The sequence below is a fragment of the Paenalicyclobacillus ferrooxydans genome (assembly GCF_001399675.1).
GTDB lineage: Bacteria > Bacillota > Bacilli > Alicyclobacillales > Alicyclobacillaceae > Alicyclobacillus_B > Alicyclobacillus_B ferrooxydans.
In genome coordinates, this window is sequence record NZ_LJCO01000054.1 from 24,716 (window position 1) to 43,738 (window position 19,023).

Consider the following 19,023-nt stretch of genomic DNA (forward strand, 5'->3'; position numbering starts at 1 on the left):
TTCATACACGTTCAGTGCGCATAAATACAGCCGGTGTGCGTGTATGAGTACAGGAAATTCAGGTGGTACCGCGGAATCAAAGCCTTCCGTCCTGACAGGGACGGAAGGCTTTTTATTTTGGAGGGATGAAGATGACACAGGCAGAGAATCAGAATCAGCCAACACTCTCGACGGTGTACGAACCACAGAGTGTGGAAAAACGCATTTATCAGTTTTGGGAAGAGAGCGGCGCTTTTCAAGCAGACAGTTCAAGTGAGAAGCCAAAGTTTTCAATTGTTATGCCGCCCCCGAATGTCACCGGCTCGCTCCATTTGGGTCACGCCTGGAACAACACATTGCAGGATATTATCATTCGATACCGGCGAATGGCCGGGTATGAGGCCTTGTTTCTCCCTGGAACGGACCACGCAGGTATTGCGACGCAGACACGCGTTGAGAAAATGCTGCGAGAAGAAACTGGACAGAGTCGGTACGACCTCGGACGCGAGAAGTTTGTGGAGCGTGTCTGGGACTGGAAGCGGGAATATGGAAACCGTATCACAAACCAAGTGCGGGCCATCGGATCGTCATGTGACTGGTCGCGCGAACGTTTTACGATGGACGAGGGCTTGTCGAAGGCTGTGCGCACGGTGTTTGTCGAGCTATACAACAGAGGACTCATCTACCGCGGTAACCGAATTATCAACTGGTGTCCGAGGTGTTCGACGGCATTGTCAGACATTGAAGTAGAGCACATGGAGGTGCCCGGAAAGTTATACCACGTTCGGTATCCATATGTGGATGGGTCTGGTGAAGTCGTCATCGCAACCAGCCGACCCGAGACGATGTTTGCCGACGTGGCCGTTGCCGTTCATCCCGACGATACGCGCTATCAAAACAAGATTGGGAAGATGTTGCAGCTCCCGCTGACAGATAAGCAAATTCCGGTCATCGCCGACAACTATGTGGAACAAGAGTTCGGCACAGGTTGTGTAAAGATTACGCCCGCGCACGACCCGAATGACTTCGAAGTTGGGCTGCGGCACAACCTCGAGATGCCGCAATGTATCGATGCGGATGCCAAAATGACCGCCTTGGCTGGCGCGTACGCGGGACTTTCCCGCGAAGAGGCTCGGATACGCGTCGTTGAAGACCTAAGACAGGGCGGATACATGGTCAAAGAGGAAGAACTGCTTCATGCGGTCGGACACTGCAGCCGTTGCGATACCGTTGTGGAACCGTTCCTGTCCGATCAGTGGTTCGTCAAAATGGGGCCGCTTGCAGAAAAGGCGCTTGCTTCACTTGGGCGAAAGGAACTTGAATTTGTGCCGGAACGCTTTGAGCGGGTGTTCACGCATTGGCTGGACAATGTGCGCGATTGGTGTATTTCGCGGCAACTTTGGTGGGGGCACCGAATTCCGGCATGGTACTGCGACAGTTGTGGAGAAATCACCGTCGCGATGGACACGCCGGAGACCTGTCAGCACTGCGGTTCCAAGGACTTGAGACAAGATGATGACGTCCTTGATACGTGGTTCTCTTCTGGGCTGTGGCCGTTCTCCACGATGGGGTGGCCCAATGACACAGAGGATCTCCAAGCTTTCTATCCAACCAGCGTGCTGGTTACAGCCTACGACATCGTCTTTTTCTGGGTTGCCAGAATGGTATTCACGGGACTCGAGTTCACCGATAAAATGCCATTTGAAAAAGTTGTGATGCACGGACTGATTCGGGCAGCTGACGGTCGAAAGATGTCTAAGAGCCTAGGTAACGGTGTCGATCCGCTCGAGGTAATTGAGAAGTATGGTGCAGATGCACTGCGCTTTACACTTGCCAACGGCACATCGCCGGGAAATGACCAGAGGTTTTACTGGGAGAAAGTGGAGGGTTCTCGCAACTTCATCAATAAGCTGTGGAATGCATCCCGTTTTGTTTTGATGAACCTCCCAGCAGACGAGCCTCTTCAAGACCTCGATCCTGGTGCATTCAGCGTTGTTGACAAATGGATTGTGACCAGGCTTCAGGAGACCGTCGACGAGGTATCCGGACACCTGCTTCGATACGATTTCGGCGAAGCAGGACGGGCCCTGTACGATTTTACATGGGATGAATTCTGCGACTGGTATATTGAATTTGCCAAGCTGAGCCTGTACGGCGAGGATGAGGCCGCAAAGGGACAAACGAGGGCTGTCCTCGTCTATGTACTAGATAATGTTCTCCGGTTGTTACATCCGATGATCCCGTTTGTTACAGAGGAAATTTGGCAGTCCCTGCCGGTATCTGGGCCTTCGCTCATCCTGGCTTCCTGGCCACAGCCGGATCAGACGTGGACATTTCCTGCTGCTGTGGAAGAAGTCCGGCAGGTCATCGAGGTGATTCGCAGTGTACGGAACATTCGAGCGGAGATGAACGTTGCGCCAAGCAAGCCCATTCATCTCTTAATTCGAGCAAATTCTGTGCAGTCTGACGCGTTGCTCCATTCCGTTGAACCGTACTTGAAGCGGTTCTGCAACGCAGAAGCCGTCGACATCGGCACCAACCAAACGGCCCCAGACAAGGCAGTGACCGCAGTCTTCGGCGGCGGCGAGATCTACGTACCACTGACAGACCTTGTGGATTTGGGGGCAGAGCAGGAACGCCTGCAAAAAGAGCGTGATCGGTTGCAGTCAGAAGTTCTGCGAGCCACGAAGAAACTGTCTAACCAACAGTTTGTGGCGAAGGCGCCGCCAGAGGTTGTAGAAAGTGAGAAGCAGAAGGCAGCTGAATATCAGCAGCGCCTGGCAAGTGTTGAAGAGCGTCTGGCTGCGCTGATGGCCGATTGAACAATCGCCCATCGTTACACATCGCGTACCCGGTCTGAGTGACCAAATCGGGCAAAGGAGAATAGATTGTGGCTGTAGAACGAAATACAGGGAAGTCGTGGCTCTCCTCGTTAAGCCGGTTTGGCATTCGGCCGGGACTCGATAGAACCTTACGGGTGCTGGAGTATTTGCACCATCCCGAGGATGGGCTGCGGTTTTACCACGTTGCCGGAACCAACGGCAAGGGGTCAGTCTGTGCTGTACTCTATCAACTTCTGCGATCACGATGGCACGTCGGATTGTTTACCTCTCCGGCTTTCGATGGCTACCAAGGGAGATTTATTGTCGACGACGAGCTTATCTCTGACACGGACTTCGAGATGCTGGCTGAGTCAGTGCGAGAAGCCATGCATCGAGTTACCCCGGACGACCCGTTGACGGAGTTCGAAGTGCTGACCGTAATGGCCATATTGTATTTCGCAAAGTCAGGCGTCGACGCTGTCGTGTGGGAGACTGGTCTTGGCGGGCGGTATGATTCGACCAATGTTGTCACACCGGCAGTAACTGGAATCACCAACGTCGGATTGGACCACATGGAAATCTTAGGTCCAACCGTACGCGTGATTGCAGCAGATAAGTCAGGTATTATCAAGCCTGGCATACCCATTATTACGGGAGCAACCGGCGAGGCACTCGACGTAGTAGAGGAGCATGCAAAGGCACAGGGAGCACCGCTCTTTCGAAACGGAGTTGAGTTCGGGTTTACACGCATCTATCGAGACGGCGAACAGTTTGTGGACTACCGCGGGATTACGAACGATTGGTTCCACCTGCCAGTCAAGTTGAGAGGGCTTCATCAATGTTATAACGCAAGTGTTGCGCTGGCGATGTTTGAGGCAGGGATGCTTCAACAGGACGCCCCCAGGTTGTCAGTGGCGGAGGCCCGATTGGCACTCGATAGAGTATCCTGGCCGGGGCGGTTCGAAGTATTCCAGCACAAGAACAAAACGGTTGTACTTGATGGGGCACACAACCCCGATGGTGCGCGAGTGCTTGCACAAGCACTCGGTGAGCTTCATGATGGACATAAGAAGTGGACGCTGGTAGTCGGAGTACTTCGAGACAAGGACGTTCGCGGTATCCTGCGCGCCGTGTTACCACTTGCAGGGCGAGTGATTGCCGTTCAGCCGCAAAATCACCGCGCGATGACGGGGTTGGAACTTGCGGACGTCATCAATGAGATCAAATCAGATGTAGAAACAACGGCTGCCAATACAGTTGCCGAAGCGATATCGCAGGCGCTTTCGATGGCAGATGCAGATTCCATATGTTGCTTCGGATCCTTGTATACGGTTGACGAAGCGAGGAAAGCTATGGAGACGATGCAACACTTTGGGAAACAAGGACGGTGAAATGCGTGAAACAACGGGAACATGTTCACTTCGTCGGTATTGGCGGATACGGAATGAGCGCAATTGCACGCGTTATGCTCGATATGGGGTTTGACGTAAGCGGGTCCGACGTGTCATCCCAGGAACTCACGGAACGGCTGATTACCCGCGGAGCCAAAGTTTATCAAGGGCATAAGGCCGAACAGGTCAGCGGTGCTGACGTTGTAGTCTACAGTACCGCGCTTGCGCAGGACAACGTTGAGATTCAGGCAGCCAAACAGCAGAATATCCCGGTGATTCACCGCTCGGAAATGCTTGCGAGACTGATGGCTGACAGAGTTGGTGTCGCGGTTACTGGCGCACATGGGAAGACGACAACAACATCGATGATTGCGTACGTCATGGAGCACTGCGGGCTCGATCCAACGTTCGTCATTGGCGGCGTAGTCAGCAACATTGGTGACAATGCAAAGGCAGGGCGCGGGGATTTCGTGGTTGCCGAAGCAGACGAAAGTGACGGTTCCTTTCTCCATTACCGTCCTCAAGTGGCGGTAGTCACAAATATCGAAGCCGATCACCTGGAGCACTATGACGGAGATTTCTCTAACCTGAAGAAGGCCTACAAACAGTTTATTGAGCAGGTCCCGAATGAGGGTCTGTTGGTCGCCTCCGGACTCGATCCTGACCTGCAAGAATTGCTTCCATTTGCAGAGTGCAATGTGGTCACATACGCGGTTGAAGGCGACGCCACGTACAAGGCTCGAAATGTCGAACTGTCGGGGCGGGGCAGTACATCCGAGATCTATTTTGAAGGTGAGTACTTAGGTACGCTCTCCTTGACGTTGCCTGGCGTACACAACGTGATGAACGCGCTGGCTGCGATTGCCGTGTCGAGGTTTGCAGGACTTGAGTTTGCAGCTATTGCGGAAGCTTTGCACGACTTTCACGGAGCCAAGCGGCGCTTTCAGGTTGTCTCAGAAAATGGCGGCGTGCTCGTAATTGATGACTACGCACACCATCCTACAGAAATCAAGGCCACCATTGATGCTGCGCGGGCTACCGGCCGAAGGATTGTCGCGGTGTTTCAACCGCAGCGGTACACGCGAACCTTTTTCTTGTTTGATGCTTTTGCCAAAGCATTTGAAGGTGCTGACGAGGTGGTCATTGCGGACATTTATTCCCCGGCAGGCGAAAAGAGAATCGAAGGAGTCTCTGCGGAGCGGCTTGTTGAAGAGATTCGAATCAACAGCAATCGAAACGTTCGCTTTGAAAAGACAAAGGACGACGTATTCGATTATCTGCTTGGGCGAGTGGAATCCGGTGATCTCGTGATTACAATGGGGGCAGGCGATATCTGGCAAGTGGCATATCGTCTTGGCGATGCCCTTGACAATCGGGAAAAGGCGGCTGCCATGTCTTAAGGGGTCTGAAACGGACTTCCTCTCTGTAAGATTTGACACGGATGAACATAACAACAGCGTCTGTTGACGCCGGAAAAGACCTTGGCCAATGGTGGCGAAGGCCTTTTTTCTTTGTTTCGGGCAACACCTGTCAAATGCACTCGTTTTGAAGGCCACTGCAGTTAAAGTCAGACTCAGTTAAAGGCAGACTTAGTTAAAGGCAATACCAAGCAACGCCCGTTCATCGCCAGTTTTGTCTGTCCCGCCGCATCTGCAGTGCGCGATGAAAGAAGTAATATGCGATTGCCAACAGGGCAAGCACAAAGGCAATACGAATGGCGATCGACAAGAACGCCACGAGGACTGCAAAGGCGACCACAACGACTGCCACAGTGATGAGAATCCGAAGCCAGTTTTGCAACTTGTTCAACCTCCGCAGGGCGCAATGTTCATGGCTTGTCCTTATCATACGCCCTAACGTCACTATATCACTGATCAGCAGGGTTCAACAGGATTCACGTTCCGTTTGTCGAAGAAGTTGTCGATAACGGTCGCACGTAGTCTCGAATCTTGTCGACAGAGAGTTCGCGTGAGGAGAGACAGCCATCCGGAACCGTATTCAAGTATGCTCCGGAAACGCCTGTTCAGGGAGGGACTCCTATCGTGATCGCATCATACGCCGTGAACTTGCGTGTTCCGATGTTTCTCTTCGGCCTTGTAGTAGGGTCATTTTTAAACGTCGTCGGCTACCGTGTACCAAGACGGGAATCGATTCTCTCGCCTCGGTCCCACTGCACTGCCTGCAGCCATACTCTGCAATGGTATGAGTTGATCCCCATCTTTTCTTGGCTGCTCCTTCGTGGTCGCTGCAAAAGCTGCCATACATCGATATCGGTCCGCTATCCAATTTTGGAATTGGTTACAGCCAGCTTATTTTTTGCGACAACGCTGTACGTGCAAGACTTTGCTCACGCTGTTGCGTGGTGTGTGTTCTGGGCGTTGATGATCGCCGTGACAGCCACAGACCTGACTTCAATGCGGGTACCGAATGTGCTCTCCCTGCCAGGGGCGCTTGTAACGCTGGGTATCGTCGTCCTTACCGGCACACAAACCTGGTCAGCCTCTTTGTTTGGTGCTGGTGCAGGTTTTTTTGTCATGCTCTTTCTGAATCTCATCTCACGGGGAAAGATGGGGATGGGAGATGTGAAGCTCTTTTTATCCATCGGTGCGATCTTCGGACCTTATGGAGCTCTCGAAACACTCGTCTTTGCCTCTGCCGCAGGTTCGCTTGTGGGGCTTGCAATGCGGTTTACGGGACTGCTTCCGCCGCGGACGTACATTCCGTTTGTTCCGTACATCCTAGTCGGAACTATTTTGACGGAATTCTTCGGTCCGAGACTCGCTTCTTGGTATATCAGTGCGATCCTTCACCTTGTCTAGGTACCGCTTGTCTAGGTCCCGCCTCTTGGAATGGTAAGTGTAAACAGTTTTGAACATGATTTCCCAACTGGTCCAGTTGAGGGATTGCACTCTTCCATTGTTGTCTATATAATGAGCACAACTTCAACCCTTGTGAAATCTTCCTTTTCTCTCCAAAATGAGAAGAGGTGATGGAGTGCAAATTCCAAAGTCCAAGGCGTTGTACTTGATTCTCGGTGCCATTGTTGCAGTTCTTGCGGGTGCTGGTGTTACAGCAAAGGCAGCCTATAAGACAGTGACGGTGGTGAACCATGGACAACGCCGCGTGGTACGTGGATTTACGTTTGGTACTCTGGGATCGTTCTTTCGTCAGGAGAACATTCCGGTGAGCCAGCGCGATCGCGTTTCGCCGGGCTTATCTGCACACGTACACAACGGAATGGCAATCGTCATTCAAAGCCCGAAAGTTGTGACGCTTGTAGATGGAAAATCCAGCGCGACACTGCAAACCTTTGCACCAACTGTGTCGGAGTTTTTATCGCAGCAAGGGGTTCAACTTGGACCTGAATCAAGAGTCAGTGTACCTTTGCAATCGGCTTTGTGTGACGGAGAACAAATACAGGTTCACGACTACCGAACGACGACCAGCGTCAAGACAGAGGCAATACAATTTCAGACCATACGTCGGCGGACCAGCAGTCTATATGTCGGGCAACAAAGCGTGCTGACGCATGGTGTGAAAGGGTCAGAAGCAATTACAACAACAACTGTCTTGAGGGATGGAAAGGCAATCCGAACAACGACGACCACAAGAGTGGTCCGAAAACCAGTAAACGAAGTTATCGAAGTCGGGACGCGACCGCATGTCCAGCATCTGTCTGCCCGTGGTGTAGGATCATTTGTCATCCTTAGACAGTTTACCGTGGTAGCAACCGCCTACGTGGCAGGCGGAGTCACTGCAACCGGTGTCCCAGCGCAGCCTGGTGTTATCGCCGTAGACCCGTCAGTCATTCCGCTTGGAACAAAGTTGTACATTCCCGGTATCGGGATTGTCAGAGCGGAGGATACGGGGTCTGCCATTCAAGGCTATCGGATTGACATCTGTGTGTCATCCATTGGGCTGGCGGACAGTTGGGGAGCGCGAACGATTACAATCTATGAGGTGCATTGACTGAGAAGGGTCTAGATACAGCACTGCAGAGTGGTTTAATGGGGAAGAACACAGGGGGAAATAAAGATTGGAGTCGGCTTGTTCGCGAGCCATCGTGGAGTGCGTAGAAATATGCACTCCTTATTTATTTGATTCATTGGTCACACATCGGATCACCAAAAGGGGTAGTACCGGATCAGAAAAAGGAATAATGCCGGATCGCCAAAACGAAACAAGGGAAGTTCTTGCCTCTCAGCGTTATTTTGGCGTCTGATTCGTTGTGATAGGGGAAAAATTTTCCTTTCTACGCTTGTTCGCACAGTTTTCTCCGAAGTGTCACGGGAGTAGAGGAAATTTTGTTCGCTCTTACATCCGTTCTCAGCGTGAAATCGTAGATAACGAACAAATTTTCCTCTCTCGTAACCAAACCGCAGAACCTCCATCAATACCTTCGTGTTGACGGTAATGCGTAATCAGATTCATACTCTCGACGATTTCGATTTTCCGAACCGGGAACCGTGCATTCCTCCACATCGATGTCCTGCGTCTGACAGGGACATATCACTGGAATGACTTTAGAAGTAGAGTCATAGATTTGTGATAACGGATGATGGAGGGGGCATTGCAAATGACACAGCACACAGCAGAAATCACGGAACAGTCACAGTCTCGGACCCCTGCGGGCAAACTGGTACGTACGAACGGCGGGTTCGTTTGGCACATAGGTGATGAAAACAAGGCATCGGATAAGACATTGGAGGAAAACGGCAATATCTCACGAAGAGGGGCGGAGAGAGGAACTGTTCGGGTCCGGGATGATGTTTCACCCCAACCAAACAGAGCCATTGAAAGAGAACCCAGCGATACATCTGCGGTGGACGGGCAATCTCAGAACACGTCCCTTGAGTCGTTTGAACAGCAACAACATATTCGTGAGCAAGAAAACATTCGCGGGTTTGAGGCCGATTTGGGAGGAACTCGCGAGCCGAGTGGCCGATGGCAGCGGCGTACGGGAGTGTCGCACGGGCCAACGGAGGACTCTCAAGCGTACGCCGGATCGCAAAATGTGCACTTCCGCGTGATATCTGCCCGCCCTCGGCCTCATGCCTCGGGCGGGCAGAAGTCCCCGTCATCAACGCGCGGAGTATCCGCGTGGACGAGGCTGATGAACCGGATTGCAAAGACCGCAAAAAGGTTTGAAGCGGCTCCTACTACCTGGTCTGACCATTTCCAACGCGGGGCATTGGCTGGACTTGTGCTCGGTTGTCTCAGCCTCATTTTGTTCCATCAGGTGACACTTCCGGCTGCGAGCGCAGCCTCATCCGGACAGGTTGAGAACTCGTCGTCAAACGTGCGGCCTGCGCTCGCACCAAGCAGCGCCTTTCAGGTTACATTGCCAAGTGCTCAGGTTTACATGATGGAGTTTGGCCCGTTTCGAACGACAACTGCGGCGCACACGGCAGAAAAACAACTGGGACAAGCTGGTGTAACCGCAGAGGTGATTCAAAACTCGAACGGCTACTCCGTTTGGGTTCATGCGGCACTGGCTAGGCAAGATGCGGTAAAGATGCCGGTGAAGCTCAGTTCCTCCAGGGCAAAATCATCGGTCGATATGGTCGGTTGGGCGGCTGAATCATTGCCGACGACACTTGTCGACACCGGGGCAGGCAGTGCCGCCGCAAATCAATGGTTGGCTGAGGTTGTAACTGCGCTGCGAGTGGAAACTGGAGCGGCAGCGGGTGAAACAGCGACGCGGGATGTTCTTCAGGCTGTGAAAAATGCGAACAAACAGAAGCCGGCAGACTCAATCTGGTCCGCAGGCAGCGTGCCGGCGTCGTTCGGGGCCCTCGACAATGACGTCACTGCTGCGTCGACACTTCTTTCTCGGAACGAGACTCAACAAGCGGAAGGGGAAATCCTCAAAGCCTGGGCAGAGTTGTATGCCATTCGTCAGCAAGCGCTTGCCGCGAACTAGATCACCCAACCACGTCCATCCAACCTGATTACATTTCGATGAGGGTAGCGATTTTTGATTGACAATTGTGGGTAGGAGACGATAGAGTACTTGTCGAATAGGCGTACAAAATGTCGGTGATCGAGTTATCACCAGGAGTCTGACCGCAGGTCTATTGTTCGAAGGAGAATTTGTGTGCGCAGGTCATTTTGGAGACTTCTAGGGATGCTTTTTCTTGGCGCCATTCTCGGGACCCTTGCCGGGCAACTGCTAGCCCATCAGATCCCGATCCTTGGTCGGACAACCTCGGTTGAGTGGCGGCCCCAAGCTGACCTGGCGGTGATTCGCTACTCACTGGACATCACTTTGAGAGTCAATTGGATGACACTCGTCGGGGTGATTGTTGCTGCAATTGCACATCGCATGATGAAATAGGCGGTTAAGATCGGTAGTGTACATAGAATCTTGCCTAGGCCATTTGCGTGAGGTGTGCTGGTCCGGAATAGTGGTCTTTCACAAGAACATCGAAAATGCTCACCATCCACACAAAAACACTCCCATGGCGTTTGAACAGAAGTTCCCCTCGCCCTAACGTAAGAGGTATCTTGCATGACGTCGGGGGGATCAAGATGCAAACGATTGTGCACAACCAGAGTAGAGTTCGCTTTACGCAAGCTGATGCACCGCGTGAACGACTGCTCGAACAAGGTCCGGCAGCGTTACGGAATGATGAGCTTCTTGCCATTGTTCTGCAATCCGGGAATCGGAATGTCCCGGTGCTTGAGTTGGCAAATCGGGTTTTGAGGCAGGCGAACGGTCTGCTGGGACTGCTTGACGTGACCGTTGAAGAATTGATGGCAGTGCAAGGCATTGGTGTTGCCAAAGCCTTGCAAATTGCGGCATGCGTGGAAATTGGCCGGCGTATTGTGCGTAGTCCGGGTGAAAATAAACATCAGATTCGCTGTGCAGAAGATGCTGCCGAGTATGTTATGGATCGGATGAGGCACCTTAAAAAGGAGCATTTTTTCATTTTGCACCTGGATACCAAACACCGACTCATTGGTGAAGAAATTGTGTCCGTTGGAAGTCTTGATGCATCCATTGTGCATCCCCGTGAAATTTTTAAGTCCGCTGTCAAAAAAAGCGCGTCGGCGATACTGTGTCTGCACAACCACCCAAGCGGGGATCCGACGCCGAGTCCGGAGGATAAGGCTGTGACGGCGAGGTTATGTGAGGTCGGACGCATTCTAGGCATCGACGTCCTCGACCATATTGTGGTCGGTGACGGCCGTTATGTGAGTTTGCGAGCAGAAGGCCACTGTAAATGACGGCGAGCGCCGTGCAACAGGATTTGAGAGGAGCATTCTAAGTATGTTTTCCGGCAGAGATATGGGAATTGATTTAGGAACCGCCAACACATTGGTGTACGTAAAGGGGCGGGGCATCGTCGTACGCGAGCCTTCCGTGGTCGCGATGCGCACAGACACGGGCGCAATTGAAGCTGTTGGTGAACAAGCAAAGCAGATGATTGGACGTACTCCCGGAAACATTGTCGCTGTGCGCCCCATGAAAGACGGCGTAATTGCCGATTTTCAGACCACTGCAACAATGTTGCGTTATTTTACTCGTCAAGCCATGAAAACCAAAGGCGGCTGGACAGGAAAGCCTCGAATTATGATTTGTGTCCCGTCTGGTATTACCGCCGTAGAGAAGCGAGCCGTCGAAGACGCAGCAGTGGAAGCAGGAGCACGACATGCACAAACGATTGAGGAACCGATGGCTGCTGCCATTGGCGCAGGTCTCCCTGTCGGCGAACCTACTGGAAGCATGGTCGTGGATATCGGCGGCGGAACGACGGAAGTCGCCATTATCTCGCTCGGCGGCATTGTTACAAGTCGCTCGATTCGCGTTGCTGGCGATGAAATGGACGAATCCATCATCCAGTACATCAAAAAGGCGTATAATTTGATGATTGGAGAGAGGACAGCAGAGGAACTCAAGATCTCTGTTGGCACCGCAATGACGACTGAGTCGAGTACCGAATCAATGGATATTCGCGGCCGCGATCTCGTTACTGGACTCCCCAAGACATTTCATGTCACGGCAAGTGAGATCAGTGAAGCTCTTGCGGACACAGTCGGTGCCATTATTGATGCTGTCAAGGTGACGTTGGAAAAGTCCCCTCCGGAACTGGCTGCAGACATCATGGACAGAGGTATCGTGTTGACCGGCGGCGGTGCGTTGCTGAGAAACCTGGATACGCGTTTGAGCGAGGAAACAGGCATGCCGGTTATCGTTGCTGAAAATCCGTTAGACTGTGTTGCTATAGGGACTGGTAAAGCACTGGATAATTATGACGTGTACAAGAAGCGGAACTCCGCTTCGAGACGAGGACGTGCTAGGGCTTGATGCATGTCGGTACATAAAAAGGAAGTGGGATGCGGGTGTCCCGACTGATTACCAACCGTCGTTTATTTACGCTGCTTTTGAGTGTCATTCTGCTCATCATCATCGCAGGAATCACACTCCGGGCCAAGGCGCGGACTGCGTCGTGGCCTGAGCGCGTCATTATGGACGTGCAGAGTACCATCAGCGGCTGGGTCTATCGCCCAGTTAGCCAACTCACCGGGGTTCTAGGGGACATCCAAAACCTCCACGAAATGTACGTGGAGAATGCTCGACTGAAGACCGAAATGCAGAACTACAGTGAGTTGAGGGCAAAACTTGCAGATGTTCAAGCCGAGAACTCCCGGTTAAATACCATGCTGCAATTTAAACAGTCTGCCAATTCGTCATGGAACCTTGTTCCAGCGCACATTGTCGGACGTGAACCTGCAGAGTGGGGAAGCCAATTGACGATTGACGTTGGATTGGCAGATGGCATCCAGCCGAACATGGCGGTCATCGCTGGAGACGGAAGTCTGGTTGGACGTGTTGCAGAAGCATCCTCGCACAGCGCGAAAGTGGTTCTGATTACGGATACTCAAGTTGGGGACGGGGTCAGTGCCCTGGTGCAAAACGGCTCTTCACAACCTCCGTTTGGAGTTGTTGTGGGGTCATCAACAGCTAGAAATCAGCTTGATTTGACCTTCTTGTCGCCGATTGCGCAAATTTCACCGGGTCAAACAGTGGTGACGTCCGGCCTGAGTAATATTTTCCCGAAAGGCATCATTATCGGTAAGGTGGTCAACGTTACGCAAGGAGTCCAAGGATTAACAAGGTCCGCAACCGTCGCTCCGGCAGCGAACTTTGACTATCTGGAGGACGTTTTTGTGGTGAAAGTAAAGGGGCAGTCTGGCCAATGAGGAATCTACTCGCCTTCATTCTGCTCTGGATTGGGTTAACACTGCAAGCCACTGTGCTGCAGATTCCACCTATCTCGTCGGTGCAAGTGAACCTTGACGTCGTTTTGCTGGTGTTGATTGCGGCCACGAGAGGACCGCGCGTGGCGCTGGTCCTCGGCATCATCATCGGCTTTATCGAGGACGTCAATTACGGTGCCTTTATCGGTCTCAATGCCTTCGCCTACGGATTTATCGGCTACTTAGCAGGCACGCTATTAGCCCAACTGATAGCGCGCAGTTTCGTTGTTACCTTTCTTGTTGGGTTAATGTGCACATTTCTATATGACTGGTTGACTTATGGAATGACGCGGCTGTTTGATGTTTCAACGTATTCATGGAGCGGCGTGATGTCTGTCAGTTTGGAGCAGATGATGTTGAATGGCGTCTTGTTGCTGATTCTCTATCCATTTGCTCTGCGTTGGTTTCGGACTGAAGAAAAACGACGGTACGAAACAGCGGATCGCTAAGACATTTTTTGAGTAATTTCGACTAAATGCAGGAGATTTCCTTGACCATCGCGAAGTACTTTTGCCGTATTGTGGCCAGGAGTTTGGAGGAGACGCAGTGGGAAGTCGAATGACAGAACAGAGACAGATAGATCAAAAACCGCCCGTATCTGTAAAGGGCGTTAAGGGTGGTTTGTTATTCGTACTGGATGATCACTGTCCTCACGACGAACTGCTGAATCATTTGACGGAAATGTTCCACGGCGAACTGTCCACTCTGTTTTCTGGACCTGAAACAAACGTCTTCATCGATTACGGCGCTCGTAAGCTGTCGATAGAAGAGACGCGTGACTTGTTGCGCATCTTCATTGACAAAGAGAACTTTATCGTGAAAGAATTTGGCAACGAAACACGCGCACGCAACTCGTTGTTCTATCATCACAAGGATAAAATGAGTCAAGTCAAAGAGCATATATACAAGGGAACCGTGAGGGCAGGCCAACAGCTCCTGTTTGACGGTGACGTGGTAATCATTGGAGATGTCAATCCTGGTGGAGAAGTGGCCGCGACCGGAGACGTATATGTTCTTGGCAGGCTTCGCGGGGTAGTTCATGCCGGTGTTCAGGGAAATCAAACGGCCATCATCGCAGCTGCGGAATTTTCTCCAATGCAGTTGAAGATTGCCGACTGGGTATCGCGGGCCCCGGAGCTAGATGGTCAACCTCTCCGAACTTTTATGGAGTTTGCCTATCTTCGCGAGGACGGTATGGCTGTGGATAAGCTGTTGTACGTTCACAGTGTGCGTAAGTAAAGGGTCAGGTTAACTGAGAGCGGGATCGATTCAGACTTAGGGAGAGATGTTCTGTGGGAACTGCCATCGTCATAACCTCGGGAAAAGGAGGCGTCGGTAAAACCACGTCATCCGCGAACATCGGAACGGCGCTTGCACTGCTGGGAAAGAGCGTGTGCATGATTGACGCTGATATCGGCCTTCGAAACCTGGATGTGGTAATGGGACTGGAAAACCGGATCATCTATGACATCGTTGATGTTGCCACCGGTGGTTGCAGACTCGAACAAGCGCTGATTCGAGACAAGCGAGTAGATCAGTTGTCTATTTTACCGGCGTCGCAAACCAAGGATAAAACTGCGCTCGATGCGGACAGGGTCCTTGCAATTGTGCAGCAGTTAAAAGAAAAATTTGACTTTGTCATCATCGACTCTCCTGCAGGCATTGAGCACGGGTTCAAGGTAGCCACGATTGGTGCTGATGAAGCCATCGTCGTAACAACGCCAGAGACGGCAGCCGTACGAGACGCAGACCGTGTGATTGGCCTCCTCGAGGGCCAGCAAATTCGTTCGCCGAAACTCGTCATTAACCGTATTCGCCCGAAAATGGTGCGTGCTGGTGACATGCTCGACATCGATGAAATTGTCCAGGTCTTATCCATTGATTTGCTAGGCATTGTGCCGGACGATGAGACGGTGATTGCCCACAACATCAAAGGGGAACCGACCGTTCTGAAGCCTGATTCAAAAGCCTCTCTCGCGTACCGAAACATTGCGCGGCGAATTCTTGGGGATTCCGTGCCTCTGATGGTATTGGATGAAGAACAGGGGTTGTGGGCAAAGGTCCGTAAGCTGTTTGGGAGTCGTGCGTAAAGGGTTCACGACAGGGTATTAACGCAAGCCTAAGGCACATGGATGACGAAAATCATCATGTGCCTTTTTCATGTGCTTTTTTGTTGTAAAGCGAGCTTTCATCCACGGCGGTCCCTCCTATGCATGAATAGTTGTCCACCTTCGGCATAGACATGTGATAGAGTCATCCGAATATGTCGTGTTGCATGATGGTGCGATTGGGGAGGCGTTATGATGGCAGCCCGCAGATTTAATTGGTCGTTGTGGCCCCTAAAGCAGGATGGAGGCAACCGGAATGAAGAAGTCCTCGTTCCCTCCGATGATGAACAACCGTTACCGTGGGTTCTCCTTTCCGCTAAGCCCAAAGAGACGAACAAGGCGGCAGAGCAGTTGTATGCAGCGCAAGATGAACATGCAGCCAGTATGAACGCAGATGGTGTCGTTGGAGAGCGGCGAGGTGTAAAAAATGCGAGATCAGTCATGCACCCGACGGGAGCAAAATCAATAACGAATGAGGTGCAGGGTGAGAACCGTCCACGGTGGCTGAGTGAACTTGAGTCACCATATGGGATTTCTGACGAGGACGGAACCTTAAAGGAGATAGACAGTGTAAACTGGCGTCGAGTGGTCCGAGTGAAACGGCCAAAAGCACGTCGGTTTGTACCGCGAACGCGGAATAAGCCTGCAGGCCGAACTGGAGAACCAGTGCACACGGGATTTGGGGAGACCCGGGCTCGCTGGCAAAATGATGACCAGGAGAACAGACGGAGACAAAGCCAAGGAACAGGCATCCGAACCAGTGCTGGCGGGAGCTCAGCTGGATCGACATGGATGCTTCAACTTGGAGGGGCGATTGTTCTCGCACTGGTCGGTTTATATGCCCACAACGCATCAACTCCCCTTGCGACAAACATTCGAACCGTCTATCAAAAAGCGTTTTCGTCTGATTACACGCAAAGCGCAGCGCCGGCTATCAGCCAGTTTTTAAAGTCGCATAACATTGCAGTACCTGCGTTTTTGACAAATGCCGGTGCCATGAAGTTACACGTGCCGTTGCAAGGTACGATTGCAGAAGATTATTCTTCCACACATCCGCAAATGGCGATCGTGGGTACGCCCGGTGAAGCTGTCCTAGCAGCCGGTTCGGGTACTGTGTCGAGGGTTGTGAAGCTCCAAAGCGGTATCATGGTTGTCATTGACCACGGTACACTGGGGAACAGCTTTTACTTCGGCCTCGGTACGACCTCAGTGAAGACAGGCGAATCGGTCGCGAGTGGTCAAGTCATTGGAAAACTGCCGACGAATTCAAAGAACCCGAAGCTGATGTTCGAGCTTGAGCAGGGGGGCAAGGCAGTCAACCCGCATCAGTACATCGTATTTTCATCGACTGCCGGTACAACGTGAAAATTGCCTTGACGAGATTTCTCACCCGGTCTAAAGCTTTACCTGGCCTCGGAATCGGAAAGGTTCGCCTTCATCCACTGTTCGTCATTGTGGTTCTGGTGTCCGTGGGACTCGGAATGTGGCGTGATGCAGTGGTTTTGTTCGCTCTCGTATCTCTTCATGAGTTAGGGCACGCTGCGGTTGCAAATCAGTTGGGATATCAGATTGAGGAAGTCAGTTTGCTGCCGTTTGGCGGTGTTGCAAAGCTGTCTTACGGAAGCATTGGTTTTCGGCCCAAGCATGAAGCCTATATCGCCATTGCAGGGCCGTTTGTGAATCTCGTGATGGTGGGATTGGCATGGTTCTGCGAAGTAGTCTCACTCTGGCCGCGAGATTTCGTAGTCATGGTGATTCAGCTGAATGTGTGGATTGCAGTGTTTAATCTCCTGCCTGGACTCCCTCTCGATGGAGGTCGGATCCTGCGTGCAGCCCGGGCTCGGAGTATTGGGTTTGCAGCTGCGACGAGGGAGGCGTATCGAATGGGACTGGTGCTGGCAGGTCTGCTGCTCGTTGTTGGTGCATCATCCTTATGGGCCGGATACCCCCATCTGGGTGCGCTGTTGCTCGGAGGATTCTTACTGGTCAGCGCCATCACGGGACGGCGGGAGATAAGCACGGAAACCATCCGGTTTCTCGATGCGAAACGGAGACGCCACGACAGATCACCGGAAGTCGTGCGTGCGTTCGCGGCTCCACTTGACGCCACCGTACGCGATGTGGTGAGGCAATTTGCACCGGATCGCTATCATATGGTTTACGTTCGAAACAGTGAAGGAGCGGTCGTTACCATCCTCGAAGAGGACGAACTCTTAGATGAGGTCTTTGCAGGGCACTTGTTGTCGACACTGCGGTCTATTGTCGAGTAGATGCACACTACGGACGAGTTGCGGCTTCCTGGCAATCACATGTTTCTGTGGTTGAGTCTTGAGCAGACCCTATGCTATACTTGGGGCAGTGTGCACATAGGGTGCACATTTTGCCGCATGAAGCGAGGCGACCGATTGCGGTCGAAAGTCTCGATTGAGCGCCTGTTTCAGCGAGTCTACTTGAGGGAGTTGCACGAATGTACGCAATCGTAGAAACCGGTGGCAAGCAATACAAAGTCACACCGGGAGACACCATTTATGTCGAGAAGTTAGAAGCAGCTGTCGGTGACAGTGTAGTTCTGGACAAGGTCTACTTTGTCAGTGCCGATGATGGCGTGAAGGTAGGGGCACCGACCTTAGCTGGAGCGAAGGTTACTGCGAAAGTGGTCGATCACGGCCGCGGCAAGAAGATCATCGTCTTCAAGTACAAATCCAAAAAGAACTACCACAAGAAGCAGGGACACCGTCAACCGTTTACGAAGCTTCAGATTGAAAACATCGAAGCGTAATTTGGGTGTCGCCCATGATACGGTTTACAGTATGCCAGTCTGGCGATAATATCCTTGAGTTTACTGTGACAGGACATTCAGGATATGGCGAGGCAGGTACAGACATTGTATGTGCGGGCGTCAGCGCCTTGGTATACAATGCAGTGAACAGCTGTGAGGCATTGCTTGGCATTGAACTAGATGCCTCGGATACAAAGGATAGGCTGTATTGCCAGGTCCCGAGAGCCTATCGTTCTGATGCAAATGTACAACTTTTACTGCACAGTTTGCAGTTTGGCATCGAACAGATGGCCGAGTCGTATCCGAAGCACGTGAAGGTAAAGTACAGACAGGAAATGGAGTGAACGGCATGTTGCAATTTAATCTGCAGCGTTTTGCGCATAAGAAAGGCGTGTCCAGTACTCGCAACGGTCGCGACAGCGAATCGAAGCGCCTTGGCGTGAAGCGTTTTGATGGACAGCTCGTTACAGCAGGAAGCATCCTCGTCAGACAGCGCGGCACGAAAATTCACCCGGGGACCAATGTTGGTCTTGGCAAGGATGACACCTTGTTCGCTAAGGTTGAGGGCCATGTGAAGTTCGAGCGTCTCGGCCGTGACAAAAAGCGCGTCAGCGTCTATCCTGTTGACGAAGCGGTCACCCTGCAAGCGTAAGCAAAGAGAGATCGGATAAGGGGCCTGG

General features: G+C 52.1%; 19 protein-coding genes and 1 other annotated feature (1 of these 20 running past the window's edge). Of the genes, 18 read left to right on the plus strand and 1 reads right to left on the minus strand.

The features are described from left to right. Window positions 1–97, plus strand: a binding site (T-box leader) (it extends 163 nt beyond the left edge of the window). Window positions 98–131: 34 nt separating this feature from the next. The 3 genes from AN477_RS13270 to murC all read left to right on the plus strand — a co-directional run bounded on the left by AN477_RS13270 (window position 132) and on the right by murC (window position 5,592). Continuing rightward, window positions 132–2,801: a valine--tRNA ligase gene (locus tag AN477_RS13270; protein WP_054969647.1), complete on the plus strand. Its 2,670-nt coding sequence runs from the start codon at window positions 132–134 to the stop codon at window positions 2,799–2,801. 68 nt (window positions 2,802–2,869) lie between these two features. Then, window positions 2,870–4,192 (plus strand): bifunctional folylpolyglutamate synthase/dihydrofolate synthase, encoded by a 1,323-nt coding sequence (locus AN477_RS13275; protein WP_054969648.1) that lies wholly within the window; start codon window positions 2,870–2,872, stop codon window positions 4,190–4,192. Window positions 4,193–4,197: 5 nt separating this feature from the next. Then, window positions 4,198–5,592 (plus strand): UDP-N-acetylmuramate--L-alanine ligase, encoded by a 1,395-nt coding sequence (gene murC, locus AN477_RS13280; protein ID WP_083486273.1) that lies wholly within the window; start codon window positions 4,198–4,200, stop codon window positions 5,590–5,592. Between the two features lie 220 nt (window positions 5,593–5,812). On the opposite strand, the gene AN477_RS13285 is transcribed toward murC, so the two are convergent. Next, the gene (locus AN477_RS13285) at window positions 5,813–5,992 is read right to left on the minus strand and encodes a hypothetical protein (protein WP_054969649.1); all 180 of its coding nucleotides are present in this window, start codon (window positions 5,990–5,992) and stop codon (window positions 5,813–5,815) included. Window positions 5,993–6,234: 242 nt separating this feature from the next. Here AN477_RS13285 and AN477_RS13290 point away from each other — a divergent pair, with 242 nt between their 5' ends. The 15 genes from AN477_RS13290 to rpmA all read left to right on the plus strand — a co-directional run bounded on the left by AN477_RS13290 (window position 6,235) and on the right by rpmA (window position 18,995). Continuing rightward, window positions 6,235–7,011, plus strand: coding sequence for a prepilin peptidase (locus AN477_RS13290; protein ID WP_054969650.1), 777 nt, complete (start codon window positions 6,235–6,237; stop codon window positions 7,009–7,011). Between the two features lie 175 nt (window positions 7,012–7,186). After that, window positions 7,187–8,161, plus strand: a complete 975-nt coding sequence (locus AN477_RS13295) for a resuscitation-promoting factor (protein ID WP_054969651.1) — start codon at window positions 7,187–7,189, stop codon at window positions 8,159–8,161. A 607-nt stretch (window positions 8,162–8,768) separates the two neighbouring features. Beyond that, window positions 8,769–10,115 carry a hypothetical protein gene (locus tag AN477_RS13300; RefSeq protein ID WP_054969652.1) on the plus strand — a complete coding sequence of 449 codons (1,347 nt, stop codon included), beginning with the start codon at window positions 8,769–8,771 and terminating at the stop codon, window positions 10,113–10,115. Between the two features lie 174 nt (window positions 10,116–10,289). Beyond that, window positions 10,290–10,529, plus strand: a complete 240-nt coding sequence (locus AN477_RS13305) for a DUF4321 domain-containing protein (RefSeq protein ID WP_245631822.1) — start codon at window positions 10,290–10,292, stop codon at window positions 10,527–10,529. A gap of 194 nt (window positions 10,530–10,723) precedes the next feature. Further along, a complete protein-coding gene (radC, locus tag AN477_RS13310; RefSeq protein WP_054969654.1) occupies window positions 10,724–11,422 on the plus strand; it encodes a RadC family protein in 699 nt (232 codons plus the stop codon). Window positions 11,423–11,465: 43 nt separating this feature from the next. Beyond that, window positions 11,466–12,503, plus strand: coding sequence for a rod shape-determining protein (locus AN477_RS13315; protein ID WP_054969655.1), 1,038 nt, complete (start codon window positions 11,466–11,468; stop codon window positions 12,501–12,503). 35 nt (window positions 12,504–12,538) lie between these two features. Beyond that, entirely contained in the window at window positions 12,539–13,399 is an 861-nt protein-coding gene (mreC, locus tag AN477_RS13320) for a rod shape-determining protein MreC (protein WP_054969656.1), read from the plus strand. Further along, on the plus strand, window positions 13,396–13,905 hold the full coding sequence (gene mreD / locus AN477_RS13325; RefSeq protein ID WP_054969657.1) for a rod shape-determining protein MreD: 510 nt from the start codon (window positions 13,396–13,398) through the stop codon (window positions 13,903–13,905). Before mreC ends, mreD begins: the two co-directional genes overlap by 4 nt. 97 nt (window positions 13,906–14,002) lie before the next feature. After that, window positions 14,003–14,695: a septum site-determining protein MinC gene (locus tag AN477_RS13330; RefSeq protein WP_245631823.1), complete on the plus strand. Its 693-nt coding sequence runs from the start codon at window positions 14,003–14,005 to the stop codon at window positions 14,693–14,695. A gap of 53 nt (window positions 14,696–14,748) precedes the next feature. Next, window positions 14,749–15,546, plus strand: a complete 798-nt coding sequence (gene minD, locus AN477_RS13335) for a septum site-determining protein MinD (protein WP_054969658.1) — start codon at window positions 14,749–14,751, stop codon at window positions 15,544–15,546. Between the two features lie 213 nt (window positions 15,547–15,759). Beyond that, entirely contained in the window at window positions 15,760–16,929 is a 1,170-nt protein-coding gene (locus AN477_RS13340) for a murein hydrolase activator EnvC family protein (protein WP_054969659.1), read from the plus strand. A gap of 8 nt (window positions 16,930–16,937) precedes the next feature. Beyond that, window positions 16,938–17,834, plus strand: a complete 897-nt coding sequence (locus AN477_RS13345; protein WP_054969660.1) for a M50 family metallopeptidase — start codon at window positions 16,938–16,940, stop codon at window positions 17,832–17,834. 197 nt (window positions 17,835–18,031) lie between these two features. After that, entirely contained in the window at window positions 18,032–18,343 is a 312-nt protein-coding gene (gene rplU, locus AN477_RS13350) for a 50S ribosomal protein L21 (protein ID WP_054969661.1), read from the plus strand. A 14-nt stretch (window positions 18,344–18,357) separates the two neighbouring features. Then, window positions 18,358–18,687, plus strand: a complete 330-nt coding sequence (locus tag AN477_RS13355; RefSeq protein WP_054969662.1) for a ribosomal-processing cysteine protease Prp — start codon at window positions 18,358–18,360, stop codon at window positions 18,685–18,687. 5 nt (window positions 18,688–18,692) lie between these two features. Continuing rightward, entirely contained in the window at window positions 18,693–18,995 is a 303-nt protein-coding gene (gene rpmA, locus AN477_RS13360) for a 50S ribosomal protein L27 (RefSeq protein WP_054969663.1), read from the plus strand. Window positions 18,996–19,023 lie beyond the last annotated feature (28 nt).